Origin of the sequence: Bifidobacterium sp. (assembly GCF_051876855.1) — a bacterium.
In the GTDB taxonomy this organism is placed as follows: Bacteria; Actinomycetota; Actinomycetes; order Actinomycetales; family Bifidobacteriaceae; genus Bifidobacterium.
Window position 1 is genome coordinate 1 of record NZ_JBJEIH010000039.1, and the last position, 12,448, is coordinate 12,448.

Below are 12,448 nucleotides of genomic sequence, written 5' to 3' on the forward strand. Positions count from 1 at the left end.
TAGACGCCGAGCACCATGAACACCATGATGATGGTCAGCGGCATGTTCTTGAACAGTTCCACATATCCGCTGGCGACCCGTCGCAGCGAGGAAATGGGAGAAATCCGCATGAGCAGCAGGATCACGCCAAGAATCGTGGAGAACAACGCCGACCACAGGGTCAGCTCGATGTTCACCAGGAAGGCACCGGGAATGTCATACTGGCTGAACAACTGTGCGAATGCGTTCATTGCTTCTCCCCTTCCGTAGGTGTCGGCGGGTTGTATTTGGCGTTCGGCGTATAGGCGATGCCTTTGGTGTTGTCGTCGATTGCGCGCTTCCAGGAGCCATCCTGGATCATCTCAGTGATGGCATTGTTGATCTGCGACGCGAGTTTCGTATTGCCCTTCTTGATGCCGACGCCATAACGCTCGACGGTGAATGGCTTACCGACGACCCGCAACCTGCCGCGTGACGCCGAAGCGAGGCCCGCGAGAATGATATCGTCCGTGGTTACCGCGTCGACGATGCCTGACAGCAGCGCAGTCGCACATTCGGCGAACCCGGGCTGCTCCATGAGCTGCACCTTACTGGCGAACCGCTCTTTGACCGTGACAGCGGAAGTAGAACCGGTCGCCGAGCACAGTCGCTTGCCGTTGAGGTCCTGCGGGCCGTTGATGCCGGTTTCGCCTTTGCGTACCAGCAGGTCCTGCCCGGCGACGAAATACGGGCCGGCGAAGGAAACCACGCGCTTGCGGTCATCGGTGATGGAATACGTGGCGATGATCATATCGACATCGCCGTTCTGCAGCATCGCCTCGCGCTGTTTGGACGGCGCTTCCTTCCAAATGATCTGGTCCTCGGAATAGCCGAGGCTTTTTGCGATGTATTTAGCCACATCAACGTCGAAACCGACATACGTGCCGGACTTCTTGAAACCCAGGCCCGGCTGGTCGAATTTGATGCCGATACGGATCTTGCCTGCTTCGTCGTCCGCGCCGCAGGCAGCGACGGACAGCACACAGGCGACCGTACATACTGCAGCCACGGCCGTGCGCACGATGCGCCCAGCCATACTGCTCAATCTCTTGTTCATAATGCCTTTTCCTTGGTGCCACCGGCGTCCGCTCCCATCCCCCGAGGCGGTCTCACACCGATGGAACATGATGTTCAGTGGGTGAGGATTTTGGATAGGAAGTCCTTGGCGCGGTCGGTCTTGGGGTGTTCGAAGAACTCGTCCGGCGTGCCCGATTCGAGGATCTTGCCGTCCGCCATGAACACGACACGGTCGGCAACGTTGCGGGCGAATCCCATCTCGTGGGTCACGCAGATCATGGTCATGCCTTCGTGGGCGAGTTCGGTCATCACATCAAGCACTTCGTTGACCATCTCCGGGTCGAGCGCCGAAGTCGGCTCGTCGAACAGCATGACCTTCGGTTTCATCGCGAGCGCCCGGGCGATGGCCACACGCTGCTGCTGGCCGCCTGACAGTTGGGCCGGCATCTTCTCGGCCTGCGAATCCACACCGACGCGCGCGAGCAGGTCCATGGCGAGGTTTTCCGCCTCGCCTTTGGGCATATGACGCACTTTGATCGGGGCAAGCGTCACATTCTCGAGGATTGTTTTGTTTGCGAACAGGTTGAAGGATTGGAACACCATACCGACTTCGGCGCGCAAGGCGGCGAGTTCCTTGCCTTCCTGCGGCAGCGGTTTGCCGTCGATGCGGATATCGCCCGAATCGATGGTCTCCAGACGGTTGATGGTGCGACACATCGTGGATTTACCGGAACCGGACGGCCCGACCACGACCAGTACCTCGCCTTTGTTGACGGTGAGATTGATGTCCTTGAGCACGTGCAGGTGACCGAAATGCTTCTCGACATGGGTCAGTTCGACCAGCGGATGCGTGTCCTGCGCCTGCGGAACGGCAGAATTCGCAGTTTCTTGTTCTTGGATTTCTAACATGCATGCCAGTCTAACCGGTTCGAGGCACAAAGTCAGGGTCGTCCCACAAAATTTTTCCCGCACCTGTTGGCGGTGCCGCCGTTCGCTGGAACACAGATGCCCTGTTCCGCACCATTGCGCGGAACAGGGCACCATGTTTCTTGGATGTTAATTTTTCGTGTCCACGGCATCGCCCTATGGCATGGGCATCCAGCTGACGCATTCGCCTGCTGGCTGTCGCACGGGGTTAGCCGGACACCTGCCGGATGCGAGGGCTCAGTCCTCGTCCTCCTCGGGGTCGTAGTCGACACCCGTCTCGGCACGCTGCTCGTCGGAAATCGGAGCCGGAGCGCCGGTCAGCGGGTCGCGACCGCCGCCAGCCTTCGGGAAGGCGATGACGTCACGAATGGAATCGGCGCCGGCGAGCAGGGACACCGTACGATCCCAGCCAAGCGCGATACCCGCGTGCGGCGGGGCGCCGTACTTGAAGGCTTCGAGCAGGAAGCCGAACTTCTCCTCGGCCTCTTCTTTGCCAATGCCCAGCACGTTGAGCACACGGTCCTGGATGTCCACACGGTGGATACGCACGGAACCGCCGCCCATTTCCTCGCCGTTGCACACGATGTCGTACGAATCGCTCATCGCATGCTCCGGATCCTTGTCGAACTTATCAATCCAATCAGCGCTCGGCATGGTGAACGGGTGATGCATCGAAGTCCACTTGGAGTGGCCGACTGCCACATCATCGTCATCCGGATCATCGGTCGGCTTGAACAGCGGGAAGTCGACAACCCAGGTGAACGCGAACTCGTCCGGATGCAGCAGACCCGCGCGACGGGCGAGCTCGACACGAGCCGCGCCCAGCAGCAGCTGGGAGGATTCACGGGCGCCAGCGGCGAAGAACACCGCGTCGCCGTCCTCAGCGCCCACAGCCTCCTTGAGACCATTGCGCTCCTGCTCGGACAGGTTCTTGGCGACCGGGCCCTTCAGCTCGCCGTCTTCAGTGAACTGCACGTAGGCCAGACCCTTCGCGCCACGCTGGCGCGCCCACTCCTGCCATGCGTCGAACTGACGGCGAGGAGTCGAGGCGCCGCCCTTGAACAGCACCGCGCCGACATACGGGGCCTGGAACACGCGGAACGGCGTGTCCTTGAAGTAGTCGGTCAGCTCGATGAGCTGATTGCCGAACCGCAGATCAGGCTTGTCGGAGCCGTACTTGTCCATCGCATCCTTCCAGGAGATGCGAGGCAGCGGAAGCTTGATGTCATAGCCGCGGGTCTTCCAGATCGCTTGGATGACCTTCTCGGCCATCGCGATGACGTCCTCCTGGTCGACATAGCTCATTTCCATATCGAGCTGGGTGAACTCCGGCTGACGGTCCGCGCGGAAGTCCTCGTCGCGGTAGCAGCGTGCCAGCTGGTAGTACCGCTCGACACCGCCGACCATGAGCAGCTGCTTGAGCAGCTGCGGGCTTTGCGGCAGCGCATACCAGGAGCCCGGCACCAAGCGGGCGGGCACGAGGAAGTCGCGGGCGCCTTCAGGGGTGGACTTGATGAAGGTCGGGGTCTCCACCTCAGTGAAGTCCATGTCCTCGAGCGCGTGGCGCGCGGCCTTCGTCATATCGGAACGCAGCTTCAAGTTGCGCTGCATCTGCGGGCGGCGCAAATCAAGATAGCGGTACTTGAGACGTACGTCCTCGCCCGGAAGCTTGTTCTCGGACTCGTTCTCGAGCGCGGTGGACACCTGGAAGGGTAGGGCGTCGGCCTTGGCGAGCACCTTAAGATCCTCGACGACAACCTCAATCTTGCCGGTGGCCAGATGCGTGTTCTCATTGCCGTCCGGGCGCAGACGAACCTCGCCGGTGACCTGGATGACGAATTCGCTGCGCAGCGGGCGCGCGATTTCCTCGTCATAGATGACGATCTGCACGAGACCGGTGTTGTCGCGCAGATCGATGAACGCCACACCGCCGTGGTCGCGACGACGATCGACCCAACCGGCGAGCGTGACCTTCTGCCCGATCAGCGCCTCGGTCACTTCCGTGGCATGATGTGTTCTGTAAGCCGTCTGGCTCATGCTTCCTCTATTCTTGTCAAGTCCTCAGAAATCGGCGGAAAACCGGGTTTTCCAAGCATTTCAGTCTTGTTTACAGGTTGACAGTTTGCCGGGCATACACAGTATCCGGCTCCCACGACTTGGCATCAGCCGGGGTCTGATCACCGGTGATGATGTTCTTGACCTCATCGCTCTTGGCTTCTCCGTCTTCGCTCGCCGCTGCCGGGAACCACACGTACGGAATGCCCAGCTTGTCGGCGTACTTGATTTGCTTACCGAGTTTCGCCGCGGTCGGCGCAACATCTGCCGCAATGCCGCGGGAACGCAGCTGGTTGGCGATCGCATTGGCGGCCGGACGGTCGTCCTCATTCCACACCGCGACCATGACCGCAGCCGGGGAGATGCGCGAGGCGTGCGCGCCCGCGGTGTGCAGCATATAGGACACCAAGCGGGACAGGCCGATGGACAGGCCAACGCCCGGGTAGCGCTTGCTGCCCTGGGAGGCGAGATTGTCGTAGCGGCCGCCCGAGCAGATGGAACCGAGCGAATCGGCGCCGTCAAGGAAGGTCTCGTACACGGAACCGGTGTAATAATCCAAACCGCGCGCGATCTTGAGGTCGGCGATCACCGAGCCGGGGCGGATGCGAGCCGCCTCGTCGACGATCATCGCCAGCGTATCTAGCCCCTGGCGGGCCAGTGCGTAAGCCTCGCTGTCAGTCGCAATGCCATGCTTGGCGCACAGCGCGTCGAATTTCTCTGCGAGCTCCTTGCCATCGGCTGCCGTCAGCTCGGCAAGCTCCAGGCAAGCACGCGCCTGGGTCTCGTTCGCGCCACAGCCTTCGATCAACAGACGCGCGACCTCGTCGGCGCCGATCTTGTCAAGCTTGTCAATCTCGCGCAGCACGCCTTCGATGTCGGTCAGGCCGAGCCCGCGGTAGAAGCCTTCAGACAGCTTGCGGTTGTTCGCATGCACAGTCGCTTTCGGCAGGCCGAACTCGCGCAGCTGCTCCAACGCGCTGACCATGACCAGCGGCAGCTCGACCTCGTAATGCTCGGGCAAATCACCATTGCCGACCACGTCGATATCAGCCTGGACGAATTCGCGGAAGCGGCCTTCCTGCGGACGCTCGCCACGCCAGACCTTCTGGATCTGCCAACGCTTGAACGGGAACGCCAGCGTGCCGGAATGCTCGACCACATACCGGCTCAGCGGCACCGTCAGATCGAAGTGCAGACCAAGACGCTCCTCAATCGGCGTGTCGGATTCATGGCCGACTTCCTGAAGACGCGACAGCAGGTAAATCTCCTTGCTGGTTTCGCCTTTCTTCAGCAGACTTGCGCCAGTTTCAACGGCGCGCGTCTCAATGCCGATAAAGCCATTGAGCTCGAAAACCCTACGGAGCGTGTCAATGACACGCTGCTCCACAACACGTTCAGAGGGGAGCCACTCTGGAAATCCTGAAATTGATGCGCCTTTAGCCACGATTCCCTATAATAAGTGAAGTTGCGGAAAACATGCGGCACCGTCTCATACGACCTCATGCGACCCGTGACCCCTCACTACATGAGCTTAAGGAGCTGGCCATGGCCGACGAAAACGTCACCGAACCAAAGAACACCACCGAAAACGCGGGGCAGACGACGAAGACTGCCTCGCAACCGCAAACCGGCGCCAAACCGGCAGCGGTCCCCTCTCCTGCCAACATCAAGCATCACGCGCCGTCGCCCGCGGCGTTCGCCAAGAAGAAGCCGGCGCATCACAACGCGGCTCCCGCGACGCACGTAGCGTATTCGGATGAGGATGTCAAGCAGGCAGAGTCCTTCGGACGCGTTGACGACAACGGCACCGTATACGTCAAGGACGGAGACGGCGAGCGCGAAGTCGGCCAGTTCCCCGACGCCTCAAAGGAAGAGGCACTCGCCTTGTACGCCCGCCGGTTCCTCGATTTGAAGGAGAAGCTCGATGTCTTCGCCAACCGGCTGAAGTCCAACACCATCAAGCCCCACGAGATTGACGAATCGGTCAAGCTGCTGGGTGAAGAGACCAAGGAACCCGCTGTCGTAGGCGATGTCGCCGAATTGCGTGCGCAATTCGAGCAGCTCAAGAAGGATGGCGAGGCGAAGAAGGAAGAACTCGCGAACCGCCGCAAGGAAGCCGTCGCCAAGGCGGTCCAGGAGCGTACGGCGATTGTGGAGAAGGCCGAAGCCGTCGCCGCCGGACTGGGCGACAACACGAACTGGCGTTCGACCGCTGACAAGTTCCGCGCGCTGTTCGACGAATGGCAGGCCCATCAGCGCAATTCCGTGCGCATTGACCGTGCCGATGCCGACGCGCTGTGGAAGCGCTTCTCCGCCGCGCGCACGACCTTCAACCAGCAGCGTCGCAAGTGGGCGCAGGCTCGCGACAATGAGCGCGCACACGCCAAGACCGAGAAGGAAGCGATCATCGCCGAGGCGAACGAGATCAAGGATTCCACCGACTGGGCGGAAACCTCCCGCAAGTTCAACGAACTGATGGACCGTTGGAAGAAAGCCGGTCGCGCGGGCCGCAACGATGACGACGCGCTGTGGGCGAAGTTCCGTGAAGCTGCGGACACCTTCTTCAACGCCCGTCAGACCGATCGCGATCAGATCAATTCTTCCGAGAAGGAGAATCTCGCGAAGAAGGAAGAGCTGCTGAAGAAGGCCGAGGCGCTGGTGCCGGTCGCCGATGCGAAGGCCGCAAAGCAGGCTCGTCAGAAGCTCGCGGAAATCCAAGGCGAATGGGATCAGATCGGATACGTGCCGCGCGAGGACATGCGTCGCATCGAAGACCGTCTTGACGCAGTCGATCGTCAGATCAAGGCCGTTGAGGACGCCGCATGGAAGAAGAGCGATCCGGAGGCGGACGCCCGCAAGTCCAGCTTCGAAGAACAGCTCAACGCCCAGCTCAAGGAGCTTGACGACAAGATCGCCGCGGAATCCGACCCGGCCAAGAAGGCCAAGCTGGAAGCCGAGAAGGCGACCAAGGAGCAGTGGCTGAACGCCATCAAGTAGTCGGCTGCCAGCCGTACGTACACAAATCGTCGGAGTCCCGCAAGTGTCGGGATTCCGACGATTTGCTTATCAGCCAAGCAGTCCTGCCCTACGCTACCCTACCCTGGTCTACCCTGCGCTACCCTGCCCTACCCGATTCTGCCCGATAGCCTGGTCGAGATGTCTCGGAGTCACCGGGTTGGTGACGGGCAACGAGGTGACGTGATTGTTATCATCGGCGCGACGCTGCGACAGAAGACAGTGATACAACACGACAATACAACGCGAGAGGGGTGGCCCTGCAAACCGTGCAGGACCACCCCTCAACAGTGGCGACAATCGCGGACGAATTTACGACAACGACGGCATGTCTCCGTTGCCTTCAGCTCCGGTATCGCCGGATTGTGCAGGCGTATCCGTTGCTGGTGCCGGCGTGGCGCCGACCAGCTTCGCATCCGGATTGCCGGCGTCGTCACCTTCAGAGAATTCCTCTCCGGTGAAGGTGAAATCGCCGAGAATGCCTTCGCCTTCGCCGTCCACGACCACACGCTGGCCGTCGTGCAACTCGCCCATGAGGATCTTCTCCGAAATGGCGTCCTCGATGTCGCGCTGAATCACGCGACGCAGCGGACGTGCGCCGAGTAGCGGGTCGAAGCCCTTCTCAGCGAGCAGATCCTTGGCCTTGTCGGTCAGTTCGAGCGACATATGGCGGTCGAACAGACGGTCGTTGAGCTGCTTGACATCCAGATCGACGATCTGACGCACCTGCGGCTCGGTGAGCTGACGGAACACGATGATGTCATCAAGGCGGTTGAGGAACTCAGGACGGAACTGTTCCTTGAGTTCGCTGTACACCTGCTCCTTCATGCGGTCGTAGCTCGTCTCGGTGTCCGAACCGAGGTTGAAGCCCGTGTTCGCGGCCTTGGCGATATCACGCGTGCCCAGGTTGGTGGTCAGGATGATAATCGTGTTCTTGAAGTCCACCTTACGACCCTGGCCGTCGGTCAGATGACCATCATCAAGCACCTGAAGCAGGGTGTTGAAGATGTCGGGGTGGGCCTTCTCGATCTCGTCGAACAGCACGACGGAGAACGGCTTGCGGCGCACCTTCTCGGTGAGCTCGCCACCCTCCTCGTACCCGACATACCCCGGAGGCGCGCCGAACAAACGGGATGCGGCGTACTTCTCGGAGAACTCGGACATGTCGACGCGAATCAACGCGTCCTCGTCATCGAACAGGAACTGTGCCAAGGTCTTGGCGAGCTCCGTCTTGCCGACGCCGGTGGGGCCGGCGAAGATGAAGGAGCCTGCCGGACGCTTAGGATCCTTCAAGCCGACACGCGTACGCCTGATAGACCGGGCGAGCGCGGAAACCGCTTCGTCCTGGCCGATGATGCGCTTGTGCAGCTCGGCTTCCATGTTGAGCAGCTTCTTGGATTCCGCCTGGGTGAGCTTGAAGACCGGGATGCCCGTCGTGCTGGCCACGACCTGGGCGATGACCTCCTCGTTCACTTCCATCTTCACGTTGGATTCACCTTCGCGCCACGAGGATTCCTTCTCCTTGCGCTCGGCTTCCAGCTTCTCCTGGCTGTCACGCAGTTCCGCGGCCTTCTCGAAGTCCTGCTTCTTGATGGCTTCGTCCTTCTCGGCGGACACCTTGGCGACCTGCGCGTCAAGATCCTTGAGCTCGGGCGGGGCGGTCAGACGCTTGATCCGCAGCCGCGCACCGGCCTCGTCAATCAGATCAATCGCCTTGTCCGGCAGGTGACGGTCCTGGATGTAGCGCGCGGACAGCTCGGCGGCGGCCTGCAACGCGCCATCGGTGATGGTCACGTGATGATGGTTCTCATACCGCGAACGCAGACCCTTGAGGATCTCGATCGTCTCGGCAATCGACGGCTCATGGACCTGAATCGGCTGGAAACGGCGTTCCAGCGCCGCGTCCTTTTCGATGTACTTGCGGTATTCCTCGGTCGTGGTCGCGCCAATGGTCTGCAGTTCGCCGCGAGCGAGCATCGGCTTAAGCATGTCGGACGCGCCCAGAGCACCGTCGGCACTACCGGCGCCGACAATCGTGTGGATTTCGTCGATGAACAGGACGATATCCCCGCGGGTCTTGATTTCCTTGAGCACTTTCTTCAGGCGCTCTTCGAAATCGCCGCGATAGCGCGAACCGGCCACCATGGAGCCCAAATCAAGGGAATAAACCTGCTTGTCCTTAAGCGTTTCCGGCACATCGCCCGCGACGATCTTCTGCGCAAGCCCCTCGACTACGGCGGTCTTGCCGACGCCCGGCTCGCCAATCAGCACCGGATTGTTCTTGGTGCGGCGGGACAGCACGACCATGACACGTTCGATTTCCGCGGAACGGCCAATCACCGGGTCAAGCTTGCCTTCCGCGGCTTCGGCGGTCAGGTTGCGACCGAATTGGTCGAGAATCGCCGAGCCGGTCTGCCCACGCTTGTCCTGGACGCCGCCGGCATTCGCCAGTTCGCCCTTGTTGTCGGTATCCGGGCCGGTTGAATTGCCGCGGATCATATCGATGACCGTGCTGCGCAGCTCACCCAGATCGACATCCATCTTGATGAGCACCTGTGTGCCGACGCCCTCGCCCTCGCGAATCAGGCCGAGCAGGATGTGCTCCGTGCCGATATAGCTGTGCCCCAGCTGCAGCGCCTCACGCAGGCTCAGTTCGAGCACCTGCTTGGCGTGTGGGGTGAATGGGATGTGGCCGTTGGGCGACGCATTGCCCTTGCCGATCATCTCCTCAACCTGCTTGCGGGTATCCTGCAGATTCACGCCCTTGGAGGCGAGCGCCTTGGCGGCGACGCCCTCGCCCTCGCGAATCAGGCCGAGCAGCAGATGTTCGGTGCCGATGTAGTTGTGCTGCAGGGAGCGAGCCTCTTCCTGCGCCAACACGATCACGCGCCGTGCACGGTCTGTAAACCGTTCGAACATGCTTGTCCTTCCACTGTTGTTTGTCCACTTCACTTTACAGATTCGCGGTGACGTTTCTTCCCTCATGCGTGGCAATTGCGCTATCAACGCAAACAAGACGATATGCTTGGCAGTGTAAGCTTCCTCGTAAGCCGCCTCAAGGAGGATGAAATGACGGACAATCTTGGACAGGTCACCGGCCGCGAGGCCGACATCGTCGTCGGTGTGGACGGTTCCGACGAATCATTCGCCGCGTTGCGCTGGGCCTTGGGCGAAGCCTCACTGACCGGACAGCATGTCAATGCGGTATTCGGATGGACCCATTCGTGGGATATGGGCGCGAAGCCCGAAACCGATGATGCGTGGAAAGACGTACGCGAGCAGATGACGGCCCGGCTGCGCGACTGGGTCGACAGGGCGGGCGCCGACATGGATTTCGATCCTGAGAAGCTCAAACTCACTTCGGTTCGGGCCACCGGCACGCATGCGCTGCTCGAACTCGGGTCGAACGCGCAGCAGATTGTCGTCGGCCGCCGGTCACTCAATCGTGTTGCCCGTTGGTTCCTAGGATCGCTGTCCGCTTCGCTTGCGGAGGAAGCGAAGGTTCCGGTCACAGTCGTGAGGTTCGCCAGCGATGAGGAAGCCGATGTGCAGGACGCCATCGCCAATTCGCTGACTCCGGGAGATTCGACAGTGCACTACGCGCAGCCGCCGGTTGTCGGCGAAAACCGCAGTAAGCCGGTTGTCGTGGGTATTGACGGCTCGGCCATCTCGAAACGCGCGCTGGCGTTCGCAGTCGATGAGGCACGCATCCATGGGGCGCCGCTGCATATCCTGTTCTGCTGGCAGCTCAAGGATCTGGACACTGTTCCGGGCTATGAGAACGCGGTCGCGCCGATGTCGGTGGATCAGCAACGCGCGCAACAGTTGCTTGACGATGTCGTCGCGCAAGCGCATATCCCCGACACGGTGGACGTCCATGCGAATGCGTTCCATATCCCCGCGGCGAAGGGACTGATCAGCGCTTCACGCTACGCAAGCCATCTGGTGGTCGGGTCACGCGGGTTGAGCGGCCTGGACGCGCATTTCCTTGGCTCGGTGTCCCGTCAGCTCGTGAATTTCGCAGAATGCACGGTGACGGTCGTGCACTGAGTGTTTCCGGCCGCGCGCTGTGCGGATAGACTGTACAGATACGACAAGGGCCGTCTGCCCGCAGGATTCACATCCTGCACGGCAGACGGCCCTTACTGTAAGTGAAACGGTCAAGCCGGCTCAGTCGGCGCTTTGGGGATTGTCCCCGATGCCGTCGGTGCCGGCAGTATCAGTCGGATTCGCAGCATCACCGGTTTCAGTGTTTTCCGCGTTCTGAGCGGCTTCAGCGGTGTCAGCGTTGCCAGCGGTGTCGTCGGCCTCAGCTTGAGCGTTATCCGCATCACCGGTGTCGGGCGCGTCTGGCGCGTCGGCAGTCGCGGCAGTCGCATCGTCAGCCACCTCGGCTTCGTCTCCGGCATCGTCAACATCGTCACCGTCGTCGCCTTGATCGGTCTCGGGGAACCCGGCCGCTTCCAAATCATCCATGGTGATCACCGATTCGATCTGCGGGGTCTGCGGGGTGTCATCGCGCTCCTCGCTATCCGTCTCGTCATCCTCGACGGTGTTGTTGTCGATATCGGCTTCGCTGGCCTCTTCAAGCAACTCGACCTGACCACGCTCCTCACGCGGGGACTGGGCGATGACATCGATATGCATGTCGTCGTAGGCGGGTTTCGATTGCACCCACAGATGCGACGGCTGCGGCGGATCGATTTCCGAATGCTCCCCGCACCCGTGATCAAGCGAAACGACACGGCCGTCGTCGGGGCTCCACTTGTTCGCGCAAACGCCGAACATCCGGTCGAAATCACCTTTGAGCGGTACGAAGAACCCGCATGTCGAACACAGATTGCCAGCCGCCGTCTTCGTGGACAGCGCCTTGGGGCCGTGAGGACCTTCATACCAGCGTTTTGCGGTCTGGTCCCGTCCCAGCGGGCTGAGTACGTGACGGCGGGACAGCATGAATTCCTCGACACTGTCCTCAAGGTCCTCCGCGGAGGTCACCGATTCGTCCTCGGGGTTGTCCGGCGTATCCCCAGTTTGTGCGGATACATCGTCTTCGGCTTGTGTACGCCCATCTTCACCCTGTTCCTCAGCCTGCGTCTGGTCAGCATCGGGCGTCGGCGCAGCCGCGGACGGCTCGGTACGGCGGAAACCGTCCTCGAGCCGGGAATCGTCCGGCTCGGTACCAATTGAATCGGTCACCGACAAGTCAGTGGGCAGCAAACGGTCCTTCCACGGCACCCATGCCGGCGGCATCAAGGCCTGATCCGTAGGCACGAGCGAGGATTCGTTGACCGTCCACTCGTCAATATCGGTGTCGTGATACAGCGTCACCGACCATTCCCAGCCTTCGTATCCCCGTTTCTTGGATTCGAAACGGAAATCCGTGACATGGTCGTCCTCGTCAATCGAACGGGTCAAT

The 12,448-nt window shown here is 61.0% G+C and carries 8 protein-coding genes and 1 pseudogene; 2 read left to right on the plus strand and 7 right to left on the minus strand.

The genetic code is table 11. The features are described from left to right. The 5 genes and pseudogenes from ACI38B_RS03450 to hisS all read right to left on the minus strand — a co-directional run. Nucleotides 1–230, minus strand: a pseudogene (locus ACI38B_RS03450) (amino acid ABC transporter permease); the annotation flags it as partial. Beyond that, nucleotides 227–1,075 (minus strand): glutamate ABC transporter substrate-binding protein, encoded by an 849-nt coding sequence (locus tag ACI38B_RS03455; RefSeq protein WP_439729535.1) that lies wholly within the window; start codon nucleotides 1,073–1,075, stop codon nucleotides 227–229. The pseudogene ACI38B_RS03450 and the gene ACI38B_RS03455, both read right to left, overlap by 4 nt. 74 nt (nucleotides 1,076–1,149) lie before the next feature. Further along, on the minus strand, nucleotides 1,150–1,944 hold the full coding sequence (locus tag ACI38B_RS03460; RefSeq protein ID WP_439729536.1) for an amino acid ABC transporter ATP-binding protein: 795 nt from the start codon (nucleotides 1,942–1,944) through the stop codon (nucleotides 1,150–1,152). A 255-nt stretch (nucleotides 1,945–2,199) separates the two neighbouring features. Beyond that, nucleotides 2,200–3,999, minus strand: coding sequence for an aspartate--tRNA ligase (aspS, locus tag ACI38B_RS03465; RefSeq protein WP_439729537.1), 1,800 nt, complete (start codon nucleotides 3,997–3,999; stop codon nucleotides 2,200–2,202). 70 nt (nucleotides 4,000–4,069) lie between these two features. Beyond that, nucleotides 4,070–5,461 (minus strand): histidine--tRNA ligase, encoded by a 1,392-nt coding sequence (gene hisS / locus ACI38B_RS03470; RefSeq protein ID WP_439729538.1) that lies wholly within the window; start codon nucleotides 5,459–5,461, stop codon nucleotides 4,070–4,072. 101 nt (nucleotides 5,462–5,562) lie between these two features. Here hisS and ACI38B_RS03475 point away from each other — a divergent pair, with 101 nt between their 5' ends. Next, a complete protein-coding gene (locus tag ACI38B_RS03475; RefSeq protein ID WP_439729539.1) occupies nucleotides 5,563–7,014 on the plus strand; it encodes a DUF349 domain-containing protein in 1,452 nt (483 codons plus the stop codon). A 330-nt stretch (nucleotides 7,015–7,344) separates the two neighbouring features. Here ACI38B_RS03475 and ACI38B_RS03480 read toward each other — a convergent pair whose 3' ends face one another. Then, on the minus strand, nucleotides 7,345–9,951 hold the full coding sequence (locus ACI38B_RS03480) for an ATP-dependent Clp protease ATP-binding subunit (RefSeq protein WP_439729540.1): 2,607 nt from the start codon (nucleotides 9,949–9,951) through the stop codon (nucleotides 7,345–7,347). 150 nt (nucleotides 9,952–10,101) lie between these two features. Here ACI38B_RS03480 and ACI38B_RS03485 point away from each other — a divergent pair, with 150 nt between their 5' ends. Beyond that, a complete protein-coding gene (locus tag ACI38B_RS03485) occupies nucleotides 10,102–11,082 on the plus strand; it encodes a universal stress protein (RefSeq protein WP_168983746.1) in 981 nt (326 codons plus the stop codon). Nucleotides 11,083–11,202: 120 nt separating this feature from the next. Here the strand turns inward: ACI38B_RS03485 and ACI38B_RS03490 are convergent, their stop codons facing one another. Then, nucleotides 11,203–12,447: a DUF3027 domain-containing protein gene (locus tag ACI38B_RS03490; protein WP_439729541.1), complete on the minus strand. Its 1,245-nt coding sequence runs from the start codon at nucleotides 12,445–12,447 to the stop codon at nucleotides 11,203–11,205. Between the last annotated feature and the right edge of the window lies 1 nt (nucleotide 12,448).